The organism is Burkholderia aenigmatica, from assembly GCF_048627025.1.
In the GTDB taxonomy this organism is placed as follows: Bacteria; Pseudomonadota; Gammaproteobacteria; order Burkholderiales; family Burkholderiaceae; genus Burkholderia; species Burkholderia aenigmatica.
In genome coordinates, this window is record NZ_CP184468.1 from 2,162,002 (window position 1) to 2,183,480 (window position 21,479).

Below are 21,479 nucleotides of genomic sequence, written 5' to 3' on the forward strand. Positions count from 1 at the left end.
CCGCGCGTCTCGGTCAGCCGGTCACAGCGTATCGAACCGGCGTTGCAGTTCGTCGCGGCCGTGAATGCCGTTCGCGAGCGCGAGCATCAGCAGCACGCGTGCCTTGAACGGGTTCAGCGACCCTGCGCTCACGAAGCCGAGCGCATCGTCGTTCGCGGCGCCGTTGCGCATCACGTGCCCCGACCCGACGCGCGACGCGCGCACCACCGCAACGCCCGCGTTCACCGCATCGGCCAGCGCTGCCTGCAGCGTCGCATGGATCGACCCGTTGCCCGTGCCCGCGACGACGAGACCACGCACGCCGGCGGCGACAAGCGCGTCCACTGTCGTACGCGTCACGCCCGCATAGCTGGCGACGACTTCGACGGGCGGCCAGGTTGCGGCGATCGCCAGCTGCGTGTCGCGCGAACGCGTGACGCGGCGTGCGAATTCGACCCGGCCGTCCTGCACCCAGCCGAGTGCACCGAGTTCCGGCGACTGGAACGCGTCGACTGCATAGGTGCTCGTCTTCACGACATCGCGCGCGCCGTGGATCCGGTTGTTGAACGCGACCAGCACGCCCTGCCCGCGCGCGGACGGATGCGCGGCCACCGTCACCGCGTTCAGCAGGTTCAGCGGGCCGTCGGACGACAGCGCGGTCGCCGGGCGCATCGCGGCCGTCAGCACGACCGGCTTGTCGCCGGTGACGACCAGGTGCAGCGCATACGCGGTTTCCTCGAGCGTGTCGGTGCCGTGGGTGATCACGATGCCGTCGATCGCCGGATCGGCCATCAGCGCGTCGATCCGTGCGGCGAGCGTGTTCCACAGCGGCAGCGCGAGATCCTTGCTGTCGATGCTGGCGATCTGCTCGGCGTCGATGCGCGCGACGGACGCGAGCGCCGGCACCGCGTCGACCAGGAAATTGACGCCGAGCGCACCGGCCTGATAGCCGGCCGTGCTGGCCGCGTCAGGCGCGGCGCCGGCGATCGTGCCGCCGGTGGCGAGCACGGCGATGCGCGGCAGGGCCGCCGCGGACGAAGGGGATACGGAATTCGGAGTATTCATGGCCGCGATTGTAAAGGCTTGCGGCCGGGATCCGGCAGGTTCCGGCGCGATGGTCGAGGCCGGCCGGCGCACCTCATGGTTTGTCCCGATCGTCCGGCCGGGCGCGCCGTCAACGGCCGTGGTATCCGCAACGTTATAGGAAGTGCCGTTTTGGTGTTTTCACATTGATTTGCCATAATCGGTGCGCGCGGCGCGATGCGGCCCTATCCCCATCGCGCGGTGCTTCGTGACGGCGTCGATAACACGCAATTCACCCCATGGGAGTGTCGAAATGAAAATTCAATCGCTCGTAGCCGCAGTGCTTCTCGGCGGCATGCTGGCTTCCCCCGCGTTCGCGGCGAACAGCCAGCAGGACAAGATGAAGGCCTGTAACACGCAGGCAGCCGGCAAGACGGGCGACGAACGCAAGGCGTTCATGAAGGACTGCCTGTCGGCGAAGCCCGCGAAAGCAATGTCGCAGCAGGAAAAGATGAAGGCGTGCAACACGCAGGCCACCGGCAAGAAGGGCGACGACCGCAAGGCGTTCATGAAGAGCTGCCTGAGCAGCCAGCCGGCCGCCTGAGTCCCGGCGCTCCCGTCTCGAATGCCGCGCACCGCTTCGGCGGGCGCGGCATTTTTGTTTTCGTTGCACGCGCATCGACGCACCCCGCCCCCGCGCTTTTGTCACGCGTCCCGCCCCGCTTTCCCGGCCCGCCGGACCGGCACCGCCACGTGGTGCGGCAATTCGCCGCGTTTTCTTCTATGATGGCTGCAACGCGGCCCATCCAAGTACAAGAAGCGCCATCGGGCCGCCCTCGAGACAGACGCGTACGCGCGTCAAACGGAGGCATGGATGGCATGGAGACAACACCGCTGGTTCCGCCGCTGGCTGATCGTGATCGTATTCTGGGCCGTGCCCGTTGCGATCGTCGCCGTGCGCGAGATCCGCGAGGAAATGGCGTACAACAAGGCGGACCTGCAGCTCGCGCTGACCACCTGGCAGCTCACCGACGCGCAGCAGGCAGCCGGCGCCGCCGCGAAGTGCCACGGGGATCCTGACGAGGCGCGCGCGGCCGGCTGCCCGGCCGACGTGCTCGCCGCCAATGCGCCGCGCCAGCAGGCGGCCCGCGACGAATACGTGGTGCGCCGCAGCACGCTCGCGAGCTACCTGTGGCATGCGTTCGTCGGCTACTGGGTCGTGCCGGCCGCGTTCCTGTTCGCCTGCGGCGTCGTGATCGCGCTGATCCGCCGCGCGCTGCGCCGTCCCCCGATCAAGCCGCCTGTTCCGCCCGTCACGCACTGATGCGCGCGGCAGGCGCCGCCGTCCGATCGACCGCCGTGTTTCCCGCATGCCGACCCGACCTCGGCGCGCGGGCGCCGCTTCGTCCGTTGGCGCGCCGCGACATCCCCGCGCGATTTGACGCTTTTTCACGTCGCAACGAAAAGAGGCTGTAATCCGCTGTGATATAACTGCCGACGTGATCCGCTCCCTGAGCGAGACTCACTCCGAACATCATCCGATGGAGAAGAACGATGCAAAAACGGAATCTTGTGCTGAAAGCCGCCGCTGCGCTCATCGTCGGTAGCCTCGCGCTCACCGGTTGCACCACCACCCCGGACAAGCCGGACAACGCCGCAACCAACGCGTCGAAGCGCCAGGCAATCGACTCGAGCGTCGACGCCACGTTGTCGCGCATGTACTCCACGGTCAAGGGTTCGCGTGAACTCGTCGCGAAGTCGCGCGGCGTGCTCGTCTTCCCGGACGTGATCCAGGCCGGCTTCATCGTTGGCGGCCAGTCAGGCAACGGCGCACTGCGCGTCGGCGGCAGCACGGTCGGCTACTACAACACGTCGTCGCTGTCGGTCGGCCTGCAGGCCGGTGCGCAGTCGAAGGCGATCGTGTTCCTGTTCATGACGCAGGAAGCGCTCGACGAATTCCGCGGCTCGGACGGCTGGGCAGCCGGCGCCGGCGCGTCGGTCGCGCTCGTGAAGATGGGCGCGAACGGCGCGGTCGACACGACCACGGCCACCGCGCCGGTCCAGGTCATCGTGCTGACGAACGCGGGCCTGATGGGCGACGTGTCGATCAACGGCACCAAGGTCTCGAAGCTGAAGATCTGACGCTGACGCACTGCCCGTGCGCACTACGCGCGGGCCATGCGCAAACGGCGATGTCCTTGCGGGCATCGCCGTTTTTTTATCCGCGCGCGCCGTGCGCCATGCGCGTCAGGTCGTCGAGTCGATCACCTTGAAGCGCGAGCGCTTCTGCGCGCGGATCACCGACTGGTAGACGTCGACATACTGCTGCGCCATGCGGCGCGACGTGAAGCGCGCCTCGAAGCGCTGCCGCACACGCGCACGCGGCAGCAGGTGCAGCCGGTTCACGGCGGCCACCGCGCTGATTTCATCCTCGACGATGAAACCCGACACGCCCTCGTCCACCACTTCAGGCACCGCGCCGCGATTGAACGCGATCACCGGCGTGCCGCACGACATCGCCTCGATCATCACGAGGCCGAACGGCTCCGGCCAGTCGATCGGAAACAGCAGCGCATGCGCGCCCGACAGGAATTCGGCCTTCTGGTGATCGGCGATCTCGCCGATGTATTCGACGTGCGGCAGCGCGAAGAGCGGCTTGATCTCGCGCTCGAAGTATTCCTGGTCGGCCGAATCGATCTTCGCGGCGATCTTGATCGGCAGCCCGCACTGACGGGCGATGCGGATCGCCGTGTCGACCCGCTTTTCCGGCGAGATGCGGCCGAGGAACGCGAGATAGCGCGGCTCGACGGGCTGCGGCATGTACAGCGTATCGGGCAGCCCGTGATAGACGGTCGTCAGCCATTTCGCCTGCGGCAGCGGCTGGCGCTGCGCGTTCGAAATCGAGATCACCGGCGCCGTGTTGAACGTGTCGAACACCGGCTGCTGCTCGGGCAGGTCGAGCCGGCCGTGCAGCGTCGTCACGTAAGGCGTTTCCTGCCGGTTGAAGACCGAGAACGAGTAGTAGTCCATGTGGAAATGGAGCACGTCGAAATCCTTCGCGCGGCGCGCGACCGTCTCCATCAGCAGCATGTGCGGCGCGACCCGGTCGCGGATCGACGAATCGAGCCGCAGCGCGCGCGGCCAGACCGGCTCGAGCTTCGCCCGCGTCGTCGAATCGCCGCTGGCGAACAGCGTCACATCATGGCCGAGCTCGACGAGCGCCTCGGTGATGTAGGACACGACGCGCTCCGTGCCGCCGTACAGCTTCGGCGGCACCGATTCGGTCAGCGGCGCGATCTGGGCAATTCTCATGGTCCACGTCTCCTGTGTCCTGTCCGTTGCGGCACGGCCGGCGGACGTATGCGCTTGCGCAACCCGCTCGCCCCCATACGGCACCGGCCGGCACGGCGCCAGCCAGATATCTCATTATTATTCGCGATCCCGCTGCCCGGGACCGCCCGCCTTGCATTTTATGGGTGTTGTTACAGGCAGGATACATTCCGCCCGCCGGGTCGATCCGGCCCCAACGCGGCCATCACGCCCGCACGCAGGCCGCCCCGCTCGTCAGCGCGACGGCCACTTCCATGCCGGCAGGTCGCGGGTGTCGGCATCGACGAGCCCCGTCGCGCCGAGCTGCTTGTCGAGCACCAGCGATTCGCAGCCGGCCTCGCGCTCGAGCGTCGCGATGAGCCGCGCCGCGTGCGACACGACGAGCACCTGCGAGCGCTGTGCCGCCTGCGCGATCAAGCGGCCGAGCGCCGGCAGCAGATCGGGGTGCAGGCTCGTCTCCGGTTCGTTCAGCACCATCAGCGCCGGCGGCCGCGGTGTCAGCAGCGCGGCCGCGAGCAGCAGGTAGCGCAGCGTGCCGTCCGACAGCTCGGCCGCCGCGAGCGGCCGCAACAGCCCCGGCTGGCGCATCAGCACGTCGAAGCGGCCACGGCCGCCCGGATTGTCGATCTCGACCGACGCGCCGGGAAACGCGTCGTCGAGCGCCGCATCGAGTGCCGCGCCGTCGCCGATTTCGCGGATCGTCTGCAGCGCGGCGGCCAGGTCGGCGCCGTCGTCCGCGAGCACCGGCGTATGGGTGCCGATATGCGACTGCCGCGCCGGCGCCTGCGCATCGGTCCGGAAATGGTCGTAGAACCGCCACGAGCGGATCCGCTCGCGCACCGCGATCATCTCGGGCGCGCCGGTCGGATCGGCGAACTCGGTCATCATGCTGTCGAAGCTGGCCACCGGCTGCGGAATCGTCTGCCAGTCGCCCGATGCGGTGCGCGCGCGGATCTGCGCGCCCTGCCGGTCGACCAGCAACGTCGACGGGCGCAACAGCGCGCCGCCCCAGATGCACTCTCGCTTGACCACCGGATCGAGCGAGAACTGCGAGCTGCTCGGGATCGGCATGCCGAGATCGATCGAATAGCCGAAATCGTCGCAGGCGAAGCCGAGCTTCAGGCTCACGGGCCCCTTGCGTACCGTGCCGGTGACCGGTGCATCGCCATCCAGCATCGCCCGCGAGAAGCGCTCGGGGCCTGCCCACAGCGTCGACGGCAAGCCGCCTTCGCGGGCCAGCGACGGGATCACGCGCCCCTGTGCGGTGTCGGCAAGCAGCCGCAGTGCGCGGTACACGCTCGACTTGCCGCTGCCGTTCGGGCCCGTGACGACGTTGAGCGCCGCGAGCGGCACGATCAGCTCGCGCAGCGAGCGGTAATTGGCGATGGCGAGCGTGTTCAGCGCGGTCATGACGATGGAGGGTGAGCGGGCCGCGTTCAGCGGCCTTCGGCAGCCTGCGGATCGGCCGCGGTGTTGGCCGCCGTGCTGGCGGCAGGCGGCCGCGCGTGCGGCCGTTCGGGGTTCGGCTCATCCGGCGCCGATTCGTGCGGATACAGCTCCATCCGGCTGCGCGGCAGGCATTGCGGATAGCGGTCCTGCAGGTATGCGATCAAGCCTTCGCGCACGCGGCAGCGCAGATCCCAGCACGACGACGAATCGGCCGCGCTGACGAGCGCACGCAACTGCATCGCACGCTCTGTCGCGTCGGTCACCTGCAGCACCTGCACGCGGCCGTCCCACTCGGGCGCCGCATGAACGAGCCGCGCGAGCTCCTCGCGCAGCGGCGCGAGCGGCGTGCGGTAATCGACCGACAGGTAGACGGTGCCGATGATTTCCGAGCTGCTGCGCGTCCAGTTCGTGAACGGGTTCTCGATGATCCACTGCAGCGGCACGACGAGGCGCCGCTGGTCCCACAGCCGCACCGACACGAACGACCCGGTGATTTCCTCGATGCGCCCCCACTCGCCCTGGATCACGACCACGTCGTCGAGCCGGATCGGCTGCGTGAGCGCGATCTGCAGCCCGGCGATCAGGTTGCCGAGCACCGGCCGCGCGGCGATACCGGCGACCAGGCCCGCGACGCCGGCCGACGCCAGCAGGCTCGCGCCGACCTGGCGCACGTTCGGGAACGTCATCAGCGCGGCGCCGGTACCGATGATCACGATCAGCACCATCACGGTCCGCACGAGCACCCTGGCCTGCGTATGGATGCGCCGGGCCTGAAGGTTGTCGGCCGTATCGATCGGATGCGCCTGGATGATGGCGTCGCCGACGCCGGCGGCGAGCCGCACCAGCAGCCACGTGAGCGACACGATGGAGCCAACCGCCGCCGCGGTGCGCATGCCGCGCACGAACGACATGCCGTCGTCCGCCTGGACCCACAGGAATTCGAGCGCCAGCAGCGCGAGCACGACGAGCGACGGCCGGTCGATGTAGCGCAGGATCGCGCTCATCAACGGATACGGCTGCGCGATGCGCTTGACGATGCGTGCGCCGAGACGGTGCACGATCGTGACGACCAGTATGACGATGACCGACACGCCCAGCGTGCCGAGCCACGAATGGAGCGGCGCATCGGTGATGCGCTGCAGTTCCTCGATTGAAATCATCGGCGCCCGTGGGTGATGAGGCGCGCACGCCTCGTCCTGGATGCGTCGGCGACGTCCGGGCCATGCGCAGGCCCCGGACACGGCGTCAGATCAGTTGCCGCTCCTGCAGGGAAACGCCTTGCCGAGACCAAGCGACACCGCGGTGCTCGCGTTGTAGTCGGCCAGCTTCGGATTTTCCGCGATGTACTTGCGCACCGCGTCGGTCATCTGCTGCGCCCGGATGTCGGGCGGCAGGCAGAAATACTGGCCGACCCGCGGCCCGGTCGTGCCGCCGATCGCGTCGATCGTGTTGTAGACGCCGTCGGCAGCGCCTTCGATGTAGGCCGCGCACGACGCCCGCGACTTGACGTCCGTCTTCGCGCACAGCCGGTCGAGATCCGCGCCCGTGAAAGCCGCCGCCGACAACGGCACGGCAAACGCCGCGGCACAAAACATTGCGCGCAACATGGTGTTCCTTATGTCAATGCGGCCCGAGACCGCCTGCTGCCTTGGCCGGCGCGGCGCCGGGACGCCCTGCTCCGGCCGGAATCCGGCCGGGCGGGCACCGTCTGCCGCACCGAAAACCGTCATTTTGCACTCTTTTGTGCATCTGCCGGCGCCGATCCACCCACGCGCTCGGTCCGCTTGCTCAGGATGTCGATCGCGTCCGGCGCCTTGTAGTGCTTCGCGAATTCGAGCGCGGTGATGCCGAGCTGGTTCTTCACCTGCGGGTCGGCGCCCTGGTCGAGCAGCAGGTTGACCGTCGACGCATGGTTGCCGCGTGCCGCCATCATCAGCGGCGTCGTGCCGTTCGGCGACGCGGTATCGATATACGCGTCGTGGTCGAGCAGCAGCTTCACCACGGCGTCCTGGCCGTTGGTGGCCGCGTAGTGCAGCGGCGCCCAGCCCTTCTTGCTGACTTCCGCACCCTTGTCGATCAGCAGCTTGGCGAGGCCGACATCGCCGTTCAGCGACGCGAGCATCAGCGCGTTTTCGCCGGCCTTGTCTTCCTTCTCGAGATCGACGTTCGGCGTCGTGGCAAGCGCCGCCGCGACCTTGTCGGACTTCTCGCGCGCGGCGATCACGATCAGCGGGTCGCCGTTCGGCGCAATCGTGTTCGGGTCGAGCTTGCCGCTCTTGAGCTGCTTGCCGATGTCGGCGATGTCGTCGAACTTGACGGCCTTGACGATCGCATCGAGCGATTCGGCATGCGCGCCGGCTGCCGCGAACAGGCCGCTCGCGACGAGCGCGGCGGCAACGAGTGCACGTTTCGGCAGAGGGTTGATCGGCTTCGTCATTGTTGTGGGCTCCTTCCCTGGGTTGTCGGCTGCGCGCACGTCGTTAGCGGGCGATCTTGAACAGCCGGAAAAAGTTCTGCGTCGTCGCGTCGGCCAGCGCCTCGACGGCGATGCCGCGCTCGGATGCGATAAAGCGTCCGACATGGCTGACGTACGCAGGTTCATTCGGCTTGCCGCGATACGGCACCGGCGCGAGGTACGGCGAGTCGGTCTCGATCAGCAGCCGGTCGAGCGGCACGCGCCGCGCGACGTCCTGCACGTCGGTCGCGTTCTTGAACGTGACGATGCCCGACAGCGAGATGTGGAAGTTCTGCGCGAGCGCCTGCTCGGCCACCGGCCACGGCTCGGTGAAGCAGTGCATCACGCCGCCCGGCACGTCCGCGCGCTCCTCGGCCATGATCCGCAGCGTGTCCTCCGACGACGAGCGCGTGTGGATGATCAGCGGCTTCATCGTCGCGGTCGCCGCGCGGATATGCGTGCGAAAGCGTTCGCGCTGCCATTCCATGTCGGCGATCGAGCGGCCTTCGAGACGGTAGTAGTCGAGGCCCGTTTCGCCGATCGCGACGACCTTCGGGTGCGCAGCCAGCTCGATGAGCTCCGCGAGCGTCGGCTCGCGCATGTCCTCGTGATCGGGATGCACGCCGACCGACGCATAGACGTTGTCGTGCGCGTCCGCAATCGCCAGGACCTCCGGCAGCGTCTCGAAATCAACGGATACGCACAGCGCGTGCGTGACGTCGTGCTCGCGCATGTTCTCGAGAACGGCCGGCAGGCGGTCGGCCAGGCCCTTGAAATTGATATGGCAGTGAGAGTCGACGAACATCGTGTTTCCTAATACGTAAGGCGGGCGCTCATGCGCGCGCCGGCATGCGGCAACGGGCGGCGTTCGCGGGCCGGCCGGCCACGGTCGCGTCGCGGCGTGGGCCGGTCATCGTTTCGCAACCCGCAAGAAACAATGCCGGATCACGCGAACATTTCCCGGTATCCAAGAAACAATTCCTCGAATACGAGCCGCGCGTTGAGCGGATGGTTCTCGACCGTCCGCTGCCGCGTCACGGCCTTCATGAAGCGGGCGAACGCGTTCGCATCGACCGCCTCCGCGCAACGCGCGAGCGCCGCCGCGTGCGTCGGGAAGTAGCGCGGCGCGCCCGCCATCCGCTGGGCGAGCAGATCGTACAGCCAGCGCTGCAGCCAGCCGAGCACCAGCGGCACCGGCAGCTTCTGCAGCGTCTCGCCGCACGCGAACGGATCGCAGGCCGCACCGGCCGCGAGCTGCCCGAGCGTGTAGTCGCGCAGCGGGCGGTTCTCGTCGCTCGCGAGCGCCAGCGCGGCGAGCGGCGCGCCGCCGGCCTCGGCAAGCAGCGCGGGCGCATGCTCGACGCCCTGCGCGGCCAGCCAGGCCGCGGCCGCGTCGGGCGCCGGCACGGCCATCGGCCACTGCCGGCAGCGGCTGATGATCGTCGGCAGCAGGCGGTCGATGCGCGCCGACACGAGCAGGAACACGACGCCGGACGGCGGTTCCTCCAGCGTTTTCAGCAACGCGTTCGACGCGGCGACGTTGAGCGCCTCGGCCGGATACAGCACGACGACGCGCGCGCCGCCGCGGTGCGAACCGACCCCGCAGAAGTCGAGCAGCGCACGCACCTGCTCGATCTTGATTTCCTTGCTCGGCGCCCGCGTCTTCTTGCCGCCTTCGTCCGCGTCGGCCGCCTTCGCGTCGTCCGCGGCGCCCGGCGCCTCGCCCGCCAGCGCCTCGGGCAGCACGATCCGGTAGTCCGGATGGTTGCCCTGCGAGAACCAGGTGCAGGCCGCGCAGGTGCCGCACGGCTCGCCGTTCGGCTGCGGCGATTCGCACAGGAAGCCCTGCGCGAGATGCTGCGCGAACTGCAGCTTGCCGATCCCGGCCTGGCCATGCAGCAGCAGCGCGTGCGGCCATTGTGCACGCAGCTGCTGCAGGCGGTTCCAGTCGTCGGTCTGCCACGGATAGATCATGTGGTGCGTTCCTTGCGAATTACAGCGCGGCGAGCACGCGTTCGAGCTGCTGGCGGATTTCGGGGATCGTCTGCGTCGCGTCGACGATCGCGAAGCGGTGCGGCGCCTCTTCCGCACGCCGCAGGTATTCGCCGCGCGTGCGCGCGAAGAACGCGTCGGACTCGCTTTCGAACTTGTCGGGCATGCGCGCGGCGCCGCGGCGCTCGCTCGCGACCTGCGGCGCGACATCGAACAGCACCGTCAGGTCGGGCTGGAAGCCGCCCTGCACCCAGCGCTCGAGCGTCTCGAGCTTGTCGCGCGGCAGCCCGCGGCCGCCGCCCTGGTACGCGAACGTCGCATCGGTGAAGCGATCGGACACGACCCAGTCGCCGCGCGCGAGCGCCGGCTCGATCACGAGCGCGAGATGCTCGCGGCGCGCGGCGAACATCAGCAGCGCTTCCGTCTCGAGATCCATCGGCTGGTTCAGCAGGATCTCGCGCAGTTTCTCGCCGAGCTGCGTGCCGCCCGGCTCGCGGGTGACGACGACCTGCCGGCCGGCCGCAGCCAGCTTGCCCTGGAGGCGTTCGCAGAACCATTGCAGGTGGGTGGTCTTCCCCGCCCCGTCGATCCCTTCGAACGTGATGAATTTACCGCTCGCCATTATTGACCTCGTATGTACTTGTCCACGGCCTTGTTGTGGTCGCCGAGCGTGTCCGAGAACACGCTCGTGCCATCGCCTTTCGCGACGAAATAGAGCGCGCTCGTCTGTGCCGGATTGATCGCCGCCTGCAGCGCGGCCACCCCCGGCAACGCGATCGGCGTCGGCGGCAGCCCGCGTCGGGTGTAGGTATTGTAAGGAGTGTCGGCCTGCAGGTCGCGCTTGCGCAGACGGCCGTCGTACGCGTCGCCGAGCCCGTAGATCACCGACGGATCGGTCTGCAGCGGCATGCCGATGCGCAGCCGGTTCGCGAATACGGCCGCGACGAACGCGCGATCGGCCGCGTGGCCCGTTTCCTTTTCGACGATCGACGCGATCGTCAGCGCTTCGTAAGGCGTCTTGTACGGCAGGCCTGGCACGCGTGCCGCCCAGGCCTCGTCCAGACGCGTCTGCATCAGATGGTACGCGCGCCGGTAGATGTTCAGGTCGCTCGTGCCCTTGTCGAACAGATAGGTGTCGGGGAAGAACAGCCCCTCGCCGCTGCCGCGTTGCACCGCGTTATCCGACGCGCCGATCGCGCGCAGCAGCTCGGCATCGCTCATGCCTGCCGTCGCGTGCGCGAGATCGGGGTTCGTGTCGAGTTCCGCGCGCATCCGCTTGAAGGTCCAGCCTTCGATGATCGTCGCGACATACTCGTTCACGTCGCCGCGCGCGATCTTCTGCAGGACCTCGTAAGGCGTGATGCCGGTCTTGAATTCGTAGTTGCCGGACTTGAGCCGGCTCGACAGCCCGAGCACGCGCGTCATCGCGACGAAACCGAGCGGCTCGACCGGCACGCCGCCGCGCTTGAGCTGCAGCGCGACGCTCTTCACGGTGCTGCGCGGCTTGATCGTGACGTCGAGCGATGCCGAACCCAGCAGCAGCGGCCGGGTTGCCCAGTAATACCCGCCGCCCGCGCCGGCAGCGGCCACAACGACGGCCAGCGCCACGATCGTCGCGGCGCATTTCTTCAGTAGGGACATGGAAACGTGACTCAGGTAAGACCCATATAATACTTGCTCGCCTTCGTCAAAGTCAGGGTTGACTGTTCCCTCATTCCATGAGCACATCGTTCGTTTCACCGGCTGCCCAGGCCGCACCTGCCTCGCTCCCCGTTTTCCCCCGCCCGTCCGCCGCCGATTTCGACGCGCCGGGCGCCTGCATGCCGCTGCCGCAGTTCGGCGTGATCGACGTGGCCGGCGACGACGCCGCAACGTTCCTGCACAGCCAGCTCACCAACGACATCGAACATCTCGACGCCGCGACTGCGCGGCTGTCCGGCTATTGCTCGCCGAAGGGCCGTCTCCTCGGCTCGTTCCTCACGTGGCGCGCCGGCCACGGCGTGCGCCTGCTGGTGTCGAAGGACGTGCAGCCCGCCGTGCAGAAGCGGCTGTCGATGTTCGTGCTGCGCGCGAAAGCGAAGCTGACCGATGCAAGCGACGCGCTCGCGGTGGTCGGGTTCGCAGGTGACGTGCGCGACGCGCTGTCGGGCATCTTCGACGCGCTGCCGGACGGCGTGCACGTGAAGGTCGACGGCCCGGCCGGCACGCTGATCCGCGTGCCCGATGCGGCAGGCCGCAAGCGCTACCTGTGGATCGGCCCGCGCGCGGAAGTCGACGCACGCATCGCCGCGCTCGGCGATACGCTGCCGGTCGTGTCGCCGGCCGTATGGGACTGGCTCGACATCCGCGCGGGCGAACCGCGCATCACGCAGCCTGCCGTCGAACAGTTCGTGCCGCAGATGGTCAACTTCGACGTGATCGACGCCGTTAACTTTCGCAAGGGGTGCTACCCGGGCCAGGAAATCGTCGCGCGCAGCCAGTACCGCGGCACGATCAAGCGCCGCACCGCCCTCGCGCACATCGCCGGCGAGACCGATACCGTGCATGCCGGCGTCGAGCTGTTCCACAGCGACGATCCCGGCCAGCCGTGCGGGATGATCGTCAACGCGGCGGCCGCGCCCGCGGGCGGTGTCGACGCGCTCGTCGAGATCAAGCTCGCCGCGCTCGACAACGGCACGGTGCACCTCGGTTCGGCCGACGGTCCGGCGCTCGCGTTCGATACGCTGCCGTACGCGTGGCCGACGGAAGCGTGACGCACTGACAACCCGTTCGCGCGCCGGCTCGCGAGTCGCAGCCGGTGCCCGATGTTTCCTGCGAGAGATTCACCCGATGTGTCTGATTGCCTTCGACTGGCAGCCCGATGCCGCCGCCGGTCCCGTCTTTACCCTCACCGCCAACCGCGACGAGTTCTTTCGTCGGACCAGCGCGCCGCTCTCGTGGTGGGAAGATGTACCGGGCGTGCTGGCCGGCCGCGATCTCGAAGCGGGCGGCACATGGCTCGGCGTATCGCGGGACGGCCGTTTCGCCGCGCTGACGAACTACCGTGCGCCGTTCGACATCCGCGCGGGTGCCCCCACCCGCGGCAAGCTCGTGTCCGATTTCCTCGGCGGCCCGTCCGTTGCGCCGCTCGACTACCTCGGGCAGCTGGCCGAGCATGCGGCCGTCTACAACGGCTTCAACCTGCTCGTCGGCGACTGGCGGCGGCGTGAACTCGCGTGGTTCTGCAATCGCGCACCCGAAGGCGAAAGCAGTGTCGCCGCACCGGTCGCGATCGCGCCCGGCGTGCATGCACTGTCGAATGCGCGGCTCGATACGCCCTGGCCGAAAGTGGTACGCAAGCGCGCGGAACTCGGCACGCTGCTCACCGACAATCCGACCCCGTCGCTCGACGAACTGATTGCGCTGATGCGCGACCCGCATGTCGCGGACGACGACGCGCTGCCGCACACGGGCATTCCGATCGAGCGCGAGCGTGCGCTGTCGGCCGCGTTCATCGAGACCCCCGAATACGGCACGCGCGGCACGACTGCGCTGCGCGTCACGATGAAGGAAGGCGTGCGGCTGACGGTCGAGATCAAGGAACGTTGCGACGACGACGGCTCGCACCGCACCGTCCGCCCGGGCACGTTCGAGCGCGCGTTCACGTTCGACCTCGACGCGACCCCGCCGCGCTGAGCACGCGAGCGGGCGCCGCGCTACGGCGCGCGCGCCATCTCGACGTGCGGCACGCCGGCTTCGACGAACGGTTCACCGACTGCCGCGAAGCCGTGCCGCAGGTAGAACGACACGGCCGAATCCTGCGCATAGAGCCGCACGACGATTTCACCACGCCGCCGCGCCGCATCCAGCAGCGCGTTCAGCACGGCCGACCCGACGCCCTGCCCGCGCGCGTCGGCCAGCACCGCGACGCGGCCGATCGTGCCTGACGGCAGCAGCCGCCCGGTCGCGACCGCACGGCGGACGCCCGTCGACGCATCGATCCGGTATGCCACCGCATGCAGCGACAGCAGATCGTCGTCGTCGAGCTCCCATTCCGGCGGAATCTGCTGCTCGCGCACGAACACCGCGTCGCGGATCCGCGCGGCGTCGCCGCCCAGTGCCGTCCAGTCACCCGTTTCCACCACGCCGTCCGTCATCGCTGCTCTCCACGCGGCGCGCTCGCCGTCAAGCGCCCGTCGTCAAACGTCGTCGAATGCGGCTTTCAGCGCCGCGACCGCGTCGGCATGCGCGGCCCGTACCTCGGGCACGTAGCCGCCCATCTTGAAGAACTCGTGGATCATCCCCGCGTAGCAGACCAGCGTGACCGCGTTGCCCGCCGCACGCAACTTCTCCGCATAGGCGGCGCCCTCGTCGCTCAGCGGATCGTATTCGGCCGTCGCGATCCACGCCGGCGCGACGCCCGCGAACGACGGCGCGTCGCGCGTGCCGTCGAGCGGCGCAAAACGCCAGTCGTCTCGGTCCGCCCGATCGCGCACGTATTGTGTGAAGAACCACTGGATCGTGTCCTGCGTCAGCAGGTAGCCGTTCGCGAGCCGTGCGTGCGATTCGGTGTCCTGGAAGCCCGTCACGCCCGGGTAGATCAGCATCTGCAGCGCCAGGCGAATGCCTGCGTCGCGCGCGAGCACCGCGCAGACAGTCGCGAGCGTGCCGCCCGCGCTGTCGCCACCGACCGCCAGCCGTTCGGCATCGATGCCGAACGTGGCGGCTTCGCGATGCAGCCATTGCAATGCGTCGTCGGCGTCATTCACGGCGGTCGGGAACCGGTGTTCGGGCGCGAGCCGGTAGCCGACCGACAGCACCGCACACTGCGCATCGTGCGCGAACATCCGGCACAGCGCATCGTGCGTATCGACGCTGCCGACCGTGAAGCCGCCGCCGTGGTAATAGACCAGCGCGGGCAGCGGCTCCGCCAGGCTCGGCGCGACCGGCAGGTACAGCCGTGCACCGATCGTGCGGCCGTCGCGCGTCGGCACGACGCATTCCTCGACCGAATGCATCGGCGCCGATGCGACGTCGAGGATCGGCGCGCTCTTCTCGTACGCGGCGCGCGCCTGCTGTGGCGTCTGGTGATGGTAGGACGGACGTTTCGCACGCTCGATCATGTCGAGCACCTGGGCGATCTTCGGATTCAGCGGCATCGGTTGAGGACGGCGCCTGCGCGACGCCGTGAACGGACAAGCGTGCATGATGCCATGCGCGCGTCGTGCGAGCGTGGCGCGCCGTGCGTTTCGAAATTCCGGTGCGCCAATGCGCTCCATAAAACAAAACAGCCCTGCCTGTGAAGAGGCAGGGCCGTGCGTCCGGGCGCTTACGCGTCGCTCGGGCCGGGCTGGGCGTCCGGCGCCGTGCGCGAGCGTTGCCGCTTGATGTCGCGGCCCACCGCGAGCCGCCGCATGTACTTGAACGTACCGAGCGCCTTCGCGACGAAATTGCCGTCACTGTCGCGCACTTCGCCTTCGCAGTAGGCCATCGTCGTCGAGCGATGCATCACGCGTCCGTAAGCGCGCAACTCGCCGCGCCCCGGCTGCATGAAGTTCACCTTCATCTCGACCGTGACGACGCCGATACCGTCGTCGGTCAGGCTGCGCGCCGCCATCGCAAGCGCGATGTCCGCGAGCGTCATCGTCACACCACCGTGCGCGATGCTCCACGTGTTCATGTGCCGCTCTTCGAGCGGCAGCACAATCTCGCTTGCGCCGTCCTTCGCGGACACGAGCTGCACACCGAGCATGTCGACGAACGGGCTTTCGATCGACGGGCCGTCCGTCGGGGTTGCCGCGTCGCTCATCGTGCGCTGTCGACGATGTAGTCGACGCACTCGCGCGACTCGGCCACCGCGACGACGAATTTCTTCACTTCCTGGTGAACCGGGTGCACCTGGTAGGCGTCGAGCGCGGCCTTGTCCGTGAAATCGGACACGAGCACGATGTCGGCGGTGGCGTCGAGGCCCGGCGTCGCCACGCCGACGTCGATCTGCAGCGTGCCCGGCACGAGGTCGCGGCAGCCTTCGAGCTTTTCCTTCAGCTTCAGCGCGTTCTGGGCGCGCGTCGCGCCTTCGGCCGATTCCTTCAACTTCCACATGACGATATGTCGGATCACTTCGGTTGCTCCTGTTCGTTCTGGTTCGGCGACTTGCCTGTCACCCTTGCCAATCGGGCATCTTACGCCCTTTCGCCGTTGGCTCGCGTTCGCTGGAAATTGCGTCCGGTCGAGAAAGATGCGGGTAATGAAGCGGGTATCGTTTCGATCACCCGACGACGATACCGGCTTTGTCACCGTGCCACTTGACGACAACAAGATCCGACAAGCAAAGGCAGACGACAAGCCTACCAAACTTGCCGACATCAATGGACAGGATCTGTTGGTGTATCCATCCGACTCCAGGCTCAGGCGATACACGTACAGAATGGACGGGAAGGAGAATCTCTTTGCTATCGGCGAATGTCGCAGCATCAGCCTTCAAGACGCGCGTGCTGAATGCGACGATGCCCGCGAGTTCGTCAAGAAGGGACTGCACCCGTCCCATATGCGACAGGACGTCCTGTCGGCGCGGATCAATGCAGGCAAAGCACGTTTTCGAGCAATCAGCGACGAGTGGCTGGAGAAGAAGTGAACGACGTGGACTGAGCGACTCTTTGGCGAGATGCTGCGCATGCTCGAAACCGATGCGTACCTGTACATCGGGAACCGCCCCGTGCGCTCGGTCACCGCAAACGATGTGCTCGCTTTGATGTCGCGGCGAAGAGCGTGGCCCCCCTTCCCTAGCGAATTTGGCGACCGATGCCCACGTACCCGGCGCTACGACCGTCAACGATCTGAACCCTCACGCCGAGCGACCGAATCTGCACCGCAATCATCACCGTCATATAGAATGGTGCGCTTTGCCCGTACTCCTATGTGGTTCAAGAACCTTCAGCTTCATCGTCTTCCGGCACCTTGGGCCGTTACCCCCGATCAGATGGAAAAATGGCTGGCGCCCCACGCGTTTCAGCCGGGCAACAGCGTCGAGATGCAGAGCCAAGGATGGGCGTCGCCGCGTGACGACGGCGCGCTCGTATATTCGATCAACCGGCAGATGTTGCTGACGTTTCGTGCCGAGAAGAAGCTGCTCCCGGCGTCGGTCGTCAATCAGGTGACCAAGGACCGCGCGCTCGAAGTCGAGGAGCAGCAGGGCTTCAAGGTAGGGCGAAAACAGATGCGCGAACTCAAGGAGCAGGTGACCGACGAACTGCTCCCGCGCGCATTCACCATTCGCCGCGATACCCGCGTGTGGATCGATACGGTGAACGGCTGGCTCGTCATCGATGCGGCGTCACAGGCGCTTGCCGACGACGTTCGCGGCCTGCTCGTCAAATCGATCGATCAGTTGCCGCTCGCCGGTGTTCAAGTGGTGCGTTCGCCGGTCGCCGCGATGACGGATTGGCTGTTGTCCGGCGAGGCGCCGGGCGGATTCACCGTGGACCAGGACGCCGAGTTGCGCTCGAGCGGCGAAGGCGGCGCCACGGTGCGATACGTCGGCCACGCGCTGGAAGCGAACGACATGCGCCGGCACATCGAGGCCGGCAAACAATGCATGCGCCTTGCGATGACCTGGGACAACCGGATCTCCTTCGTGCTGACGCCGTCGCTGACGATCAAGCGCGTTACGCCGCTCGACGTGATCAAGGAAGCGGCGGATCCGACCGCGCAGAACGACGCTGAACGCTTCGACTCGGATGTCACGCTGATGACCGGTGAATTGGGGCGGATGTTCACCAGTCTCATCGATATCCTGGGCGGCGAGCAGCGCGACTCGGTTCCTCAGGCGGCAGCAGCCTGAACGCCGTCGGCGGCCGAGAAACCTCGCCCCGCCCGCGACGGCGAGGTTTCGAGCCCGCGCGACAGAAAGTGCTGTCCGCGCGTACCACTCCCCGTCAGGCCCTGTCGAAGGCGTCGAGCGTGCGCGCGGAATAGACCAGCGTGGCGCCGGCATTCAGATGGATCGCGACGCCGAGCGCTTCCGACAGTTCGTCGACCGTCGCACCTGCCTTCTTCGCTTCGCTTGCGTGGAATGCAATGCAACCGTCACAACGCGTGGTCACGGCAACAGCAAGGGAGATCAGTTCCCTTGTCTTTGCATCCAGGAAATTGGTCTTCTCACCAGCCTGACCAAGCGACACAATGCCTTTCATCGTGTCCGGGGCGAGCGTCGAGAATTCCCTGAATCGCCGCACAAGTTGCTCACGATACTCGTTCCAATCGACCATCATTTTTCTCCGTTACACAGACACTTGGATGGATTGAGCAATGGACGCGACGGCGTCGCGATAATCGACGATCGCATCGCGCATCCTTTCGAGCGCGCGTTGCACCTGGACGCGCGGGCACGCGAGATTGAGCCGTACGCGGCAACGACCGTTTTCGACAAACATCTCGCCACCCTCGAGAATGACCCCGGCCTTTTCCAGAAAGAATCTGGTCAGATTCACTGACTCGTCGAAGTAGGCATGCAGGTCTATCCACGCCAGGTACGTTGCATCAGGCACACGGAATCCGGCCTCGGGCAGATGCTCGTTCAGAAATTGTCGTGTCCATGCAAAGTTACCGTCCAGGTACGAGCACAACGCCTCCAGCCACGGTGCGCCATCTCTGTACGCACCCGTCGCGGCTGCCAGACTGAGCGGATTCACAAACGGGTAATGCCGCCGCTTCCATGCGTCGCGCAATTCCGGATCGGGGATGATCACCGTCGCAATCATCATCCCGGCCAGGTTGAAGGTCTTGCTGACGGCCATGCACGTGATGATGTCCCTGCTTTTAGGAAACAGCTTGGCCAACGGCGTGTGACTGCGACCGGCTCTGAGCAGATCGCAATGGATCTCGTCGGAAACGATCTTGACGCCGTTCGCGATACAAAGCTCACCCATGCGACGCAGTTCGTCGTCGGTCCAGATGCGGCCGGTCGGGTTGTGCGGATGACAAAGGAAAAACAGCTTGACCGCCGGATCGCTGACCTTTGACGCGAAGTCGTCGAAGTCAATTGCGTATTCGCCGTCGTCGGACACGAGCAAGCATGACGTCACGAACTCACGATCGCGTTGAACCGTCGCATGCTTGAAGTAGCCATAGGCCGGCGCCAGGGTGAGTACCTTGTCGCCGGGTTGGCATATGTACTCGACCAGACCGAAGAGTGCCGGTATGACGCCCAGCGACACCTGCATCTCATCGCGCGTGAAGCGCCAGTCGTACCGCTCGACACACCAGGCATGGAAAACCTGATAGAGCTGATCGTCGAAGTTCATCGTGTAGCCGAAGACCGGATGCCTCAAGCGTTCAGCGATCGCGTCGAGCGCTGCATCCGGTGCAGCAAACTGCATGTCGGCGACCCACATCGAGATCAATTCTTCCGTCGGTCTGCCAAGCGACGGGCGGGCACCATCGGCCCCGAAGAGGTAGTTTTCGAAGCCCTCTTCCGCCAAGGCATTGGTGCCACGGCGGGAAATCAAGCGGTCAAAGTCGTATCCCATGTGTGTTCACTCGTTAAATGAAAATGGCACGCAACCGACATCCGTCGTGTTGCCCCGAAGTCAGTTGAGATGCGACCGTTGCCGCGCGTACGTGAAATACACCACGAGCCCGATCGCGAGCCAGACCAGAAACGCGATCCACGTCGTGGCTTGCAGGAAGGCCGTCAGCGTGATGCAGAATGCAATCGCGAGGATCGGGACGAGCGGCACAGCCGGGCAGCGAAATGCGCGCGGGAGATCGGGCCGGGTCTTGCGCAGAATGATGACGGCGACGGAAATCAGGCTGAACGCCGCCAGCGTTCCGATGTTGATCAGTTCGGTCAACACGTTGAGCGGTACGACCGCTGCGACCAGGCCGAACAGAATTCCGACGATCCAGGTCGCGAAGAACGGCGTGCCGAGATTGGCATGAACGCTCGACAGTCGCTTCGGCAGCAGGCCATCGCGAGACATCGCAAACACGATGCGCGTCTGGCCGTAGGTCATCACGAGAATGACGGTGGTCATGCCGAGAATCGCGCCGAGATCGACGAATCCGGCGACCCAATTCTCTCCCGCGTATTGGAGCGCAAGCGACACAGGGTGGTCGACACCCAGGAACTTTTGGTATGGAACGATGCCGGTCATGATTGCGGACACGACCACGTACAACACCGCACACACCGCCAGCGATCCGATGATGCCGATCGGCAGATCCCGCGCAGGTCGCTTCACTTCCTCGGCGGCGGACGTCACCGCGTCGAAACCGATGAACGCGAAAAACACCAGTGCCGCAGCGCTGAATACGCCCGAGTAACCGAAGGGCGTAAACGGATGCCAGTTCACCGGTTGAACGTGACGTGCGCCGACGACGATGAACAACAGGACGACACCGACCTTCAACCCCACCATCACGTTGTTGATCCGGGCCGATTCCCGCATCCCGAGCGACAACATGGCGGTCAACACCAGCATGATCAGGAATGCCGGAAGGTTGAACCACGTCTGGACGCCGGGAATGGCGCCGGGAGCGGCCGAGAGCGCGGCCGGCAGATGCAGCCCGAATCCGCCGATGAGCGACTGAAAGTACCCTGACCAGCCCACCGACACCGCAGAACTCGCCAGGCCGTACTCGAGCATCAGGTCCCAGCCGATCATCCATGCCACCAACTCGCCCATCGTGGCATAGCTGTAGGTATAGATCGAACCCGCCACCGGCACCGACGACGCGAATTCCGCGTAGCACATCGCCGCGAATCCGCACGCGAGCGCCGCGATCACGAACGAGATGGTCAACGCCGGGCCGGCGGTCAGCGCCCCGGTGCCGGTCAGCACGAAGATGCCGGTACCCACAATCGCGCCGATCCCCATCAGGATGAGATCGAATGGCCCCAACACCTTTTTCAGGCCATGTGGCGCGTGACTGGCTGCGACCATCGCCGCAAGATCCTTGGTTCTGAACAAACTCAACTGACTCCTCCATTTCTTTTATGTGGGCGGCCTGACCCGTCTTGAGGCTCGGCCATTCGAACTTGGCGGACGTCGTTCAGAGGCGCCGATGGCACCCTGCCCGCCCGCTCCCGTTCGGTTAATGATCGTCGATGGAACGGTTAATAGGATTTCTCGAACGCAAGCCGTTTGTCGGATCGAGAAAATATAATTAACCGGCTTGGGTTCGATACTGGCCGGTCCTAAGGACGGCATGCTGGGGGCTTTTTTACGTGCCAGCGTGCGCGGGCCAGGATGCACACAGCGACCGAGGGGAA

General features: G+C 66.5%; 24 protein-coding genes. 7 read left to right on the top strand and 17 right to left on the bottom strand.

Annotation, left to right across the window (positions count from 1 at the left end; all coding sequences use genetic code 11):
- Positions 1-21: 21 nt before the first annotated feature.
- Positions 22-1,044 (bottom strand): asparaginase, encoded by a 1,023-nt coding sequence (locus ACN8ZM_RS10110; RefSeq protein ID WP_420209912.1) that lies wholly within the window; start codon positions 1,042-1,044, stop codon positions 22-24.
- 271 nt (positions 1,045-1,315) lie between these two features.
- On the opposite strand from ACN8ZM_RS10110, the gene ACN8ZM_RS10115 reads away from it, so the two are divergent.
- The 3 genes from ACN8ZM_RS10115 to ACN8ZM_RS10125 all read left to right on the top strand — a co-directional run bounded on the left by ACN8ZM_RS10115 (position 1,316) and on the right by ACN8ZM_RS10125 (position 3,144).
- Positions 1,316-1,606, top strand: a complete 291-nt coding sequence (locus ACN8ZM_RS10115) for a PsiF family protein (protein WP_043188161.1) — start codon at positions 1,316-1,318, stop codon at positions 1,604-1,606.
- Positions 1,607-1,876: 270 nt separating this feature from the next.
- On the top strand, positions 1,877-2,326 hold the full coding sequence (locus ACN8ZM_RS10120; protein WP_039367018.1) for a membrane protein: 450 nt from the start codon (positions 1,877-1,879) through the stop codon (positions 2,324-2,326).
- A 230-nt stretch (positions 2,327-2,556) separates the two neighbouring features.
- Positions 2,557-3,144 carry a BPSL1445 family SYLF domain-containing lipoprotein gene (locus tag ACN8ZM_RS10125; RefSeq protein WP_043188158.1) on the top strand — a complete coding sequence of 196 codons (588 nt, stop codon included), beginning with the start codon at positions 2,557-2,559 and terminating at the stop codon, positions 3,142-3,144.
- 105 nt (positions 3,145-3,249) lie between these two features.
- On the opposite strand, the gene ACN8ZM_RS10130 is transcribed toward ACN8ZM_RS10125, so the two are convergent.
- The 9 genes from ACN8ZM_RS10130 to mltG all read right to left on the bottom strand — a co-directional run bounded on the left by ACN8ZM_RS10130 (position 3,250) and on the right by mltG (position 11,869).
- A complete protein-coding gene (locus ACN8ZM_RS10130; RefSeq protein WP_043188157.1) occupies positions 3,250-4,314 on the bottom strand; it encodes a glycosyltransferase family 4 protein in 1,065 nt (354 codons plus the stop codon).
- Between the two features lie 252 nt (positions 4,315-4,566).
- Positions 4,567-5,742: an AAA family ATPase gene (locus ACN8ZM_RS10135; RefSeq protein ID WP_122945603.1), complete on the bottom strand. Its 1,176-nt coding sequence runs from the start codon at positions 5,740-5,742 to the stop codon at positions 4,567-4,569.
- Positions 5,743-5,768: 26 nt separating this feature from the next.
- Entirely contained in the window at positions 5,769-6,941 is a 1,173-nt protein-coding gene (locus ACN8ZM_RS10140; protein ID WP_043188155.1) for a mechanosensitive ion channel family protein, read from the bottom strand.
- A 90-nt stretch (positions 6,942-7,031) separates the two neighbouring features.
- A complete protein-coding gene (locus tag ACN8ZM_RS10145; protein ID WP_006485939.1) occupies positions 7,032-7,388 on the bottom strand; it encodes a Rap1a/Tai family immunity protein in 357 nt (118 codons plus the stop codon).
- A gap of 119 nt (positions 7,389-7,507) precedes the next feature.
- Positions 7,508-8,218: an ankyrin repeat domain-containing protein gene (locus ACN8ZM_RS10150; RefSeq protein WP_043188152.1), complete on the bottom strand. Its 711-nt coding sequence runs from the start codon at positions 8,216-8,218 to the stop codon at positions 7,508-7,510.
- 43 nt (positions 8,219-8,261) lie between these two features.
- The gene (locus ACN8ZM_RS10155) at positions 8,262-9,041 is read right to left on the bottom strand and encodes a TatD family hydrolase (protein ID WP_089450741.1); all 780 of its coding nucleotides are present in this window, start codon (positions 9,039-9,041) and stop codon (positions 8,262-8,264) included.
- Between the two features lie 140 nt (positions 9,042-9,181).
- Complete coding sequence (locus ACN8ZM_RS10160) at positions 9,182-10,210, bottom strand: DNA polymerase III subunit delta' (protein ID WP_420209913.1); 1,029 nt, start codon at positions 10,208-10,210, stop codon at positions 9,182-9,184.
- A 19-nt stretch (positions 10,211-10,229) separates the two neighbouring features.
- Positions 10,230-10,850: a dTMP kinase gene (gene tmk / locus ACN8ZM_RS10165; RefSeq protein ID WP_043188143.1), complete on the bottom strand. Its 621-nt coding sequence runs from the start codon at positions 10,848-10,850 to the stop codon at positions 10,230-10,232.
- Positions 10,850-11,869, bottom strand: a complete 1,020-nt coding sequence (mltG, locus tag ACN8ZM_RS10170; protein WP_043188141.1) for an endolytic transglycosylase MltG — start codon at positions 11,867-11,869, stop codon at positions 10,850-10,852. Before mltG ends, tmk begins: the two co-directional genes overlap by 1 nt.
- Before the next feature lie 77 nt (positions 11,870-11,946).
- Between mltG and ACN8ZM_RS10175 the strand changes: the two genes are divergently transcribed.
- Positions 11,947-12,981 (top strand): YgfZ/GcvT domain-containing protein, encoded by a 1,035-nt coding sequence (locus ACN8ZM_RS10175; protein ID WP_043188138.1) that lies wholly within the window; start codon positions 11,947-11,949, stop codon positions 12,979-12,981.
- A gap of 76 nt (positions 12,982-13,057) precedes the next feature.
- Complete coding sequence (locus ACN8ZM_RS10180; RefSeq protein ID WP_043188136.1) at positions 13,058-13,903, top strand: NRDE family protein; 846 nt, start codon at positions 13,058-13,060, stop codon at positions 13,901-13,903.
- A gap of 20 nt (positions 13,904-13,923) precedes the next feature.
- On the opposite strand, the gene ACN8ZM_RS10185 is transcribed toward ACN8ZM_RS10180, so the two are convergent.
- The 4 genes from ACN8ZM_RS10185 to ACN8ZM_RS10200 form a co-directional block, all read right to left on the bottom strand.
- Positions 13,924-14,364 carry a GNAT family N-acetyltransferase gene (locus ACN8ZM_RS10185; protein WP_043188134.1) on the bottom strand — a complete coding sequence of 147 codons (441 nt, stop codon included), beginning with the start codon at positions 14,362-14,364 and terminating at the stop codon, positions 13,924-13,926.
- A 42-nt stretch (positions 14,365-14,406) separates the two neighbouring features.
- On the bottom strand, positions 14,407-15,366 hold the full coding sequence (locus ACN8ZM_RS10190; RefSeq protein WP_420209914.1) for an alpha/beta hydrolase: 960 nt from the start codon (positions 15,364-15,366) through the stop codon (positions 14,407-14,409).
- Between the two features lie 170 nt (positions 15,367-15,536).
- A complete protein-coding gene (locus ACN8ZM_RS10195; RefSeq protein ID WP_046545900.1) occupies positions 15,537-16,016 on the bottom strand; it encodes a PaaI family thioesterase in 480 nt (159 codons plus the stop codon).
- Positions 16,013-16,327 carry a Dabb family protein gene (locus ACN8ZM_RS10200; protein WP_043188125.1) on the bottom strand — a complete coding sequence of 105 codons (315 nt, stop codon included), beginning with the start codon at positions 16,325-16,327 and terminating at the stop codon, positions 16,013-16,015. Before ACN8ZM_RS10200 ends, ACN8ZM_RS10195 begins: the two co-directional genes overlap by 4 nt.
- A 127-nt stretch (positions 16,328-16,454) precedes the next feature.
- Here ACN8ZM_RS10200 and ACN8ZM_RS10205 point away from each other — a divergent pair, with 127 nt between their 5' ends.
- Together ACN8ZM_RS10205 and ACN8ZM_RS10210 are read left to right on the top strand one after the other, a co-directional pair.
- On the top strand, positions 16,455-16,841 hold the full coding sequence (locus ACN8ZM_RS10205; RefSeq protein ID WP_420209915.1) for an Arm DNA-binding domain-containing protein: 387 nt from the start codon (positions 16,455-16,457) through the stop codon (positions 16,839-16,841).
- A 282-nt stretch (positions 16,842-17,123) separates the two neighbouring features.
- Positions 17,124-18,047, top strand: coding sequence for a recombination-associated protein RdgC (locus ACN8ZM_RS10210; protein WP_420209916.1), 924 nt, complete (start codon positions 17,124-17,126; stop codon positions 18,045-18,047).
- 94 nt (positions 18,048-18,141) lie between these two features.
- Here the strand turns inward: ACN8ZM_RS10210 and ACN8ZM_RS10215 are convergent, their stop codons facing one another.
- Genes ACN8ZM_RS10215 through ACN8ZM_RS10225 form a run of 3 tightly spaced genes read right to left on the bottom strand, consistent with a single transcriptional unit; the run spans position 18,142 to position 21,183 of the window.
- Positions 18,142-18,474 carry a carboxymuconolactone decarboxylase family protein gene (locus tag ACN8ZM_RS10215; RefSeq protein WP_043188413.1) on the bottom strand — a complete coding sequence of 111 codons (333 nt, stop codon included), beginning with the start codon at positions 18,472-18,474 and terminating at the stop codon, positions 18,142-18,144.
- A gap of 12 nt (positions 18,475-18,486) precedes the next feature.
- A complete protein-coding gene (locus ACN8ZM_RS10220; RefSeq protein WP_420209917.1) occupies positions 18,487-19,734 on the bottom strand; it encodes a MalY/PatB family protein in 1,248 nt (415 codons plus the stop codon).
- Positions 19,735-19,794: 60 nt separating this feature from the next.
- Entirely contained in the window at positions 19,795-21,183 is a 1,389-nt protein-coding gene (locus ACN8ZM_RS10225; RefSeq protein WP_277405108.1) for an amino acid permease, read from the bottom strand.
- Positions 21,184-21,479 lie beyond the last annotated feature (296 nt).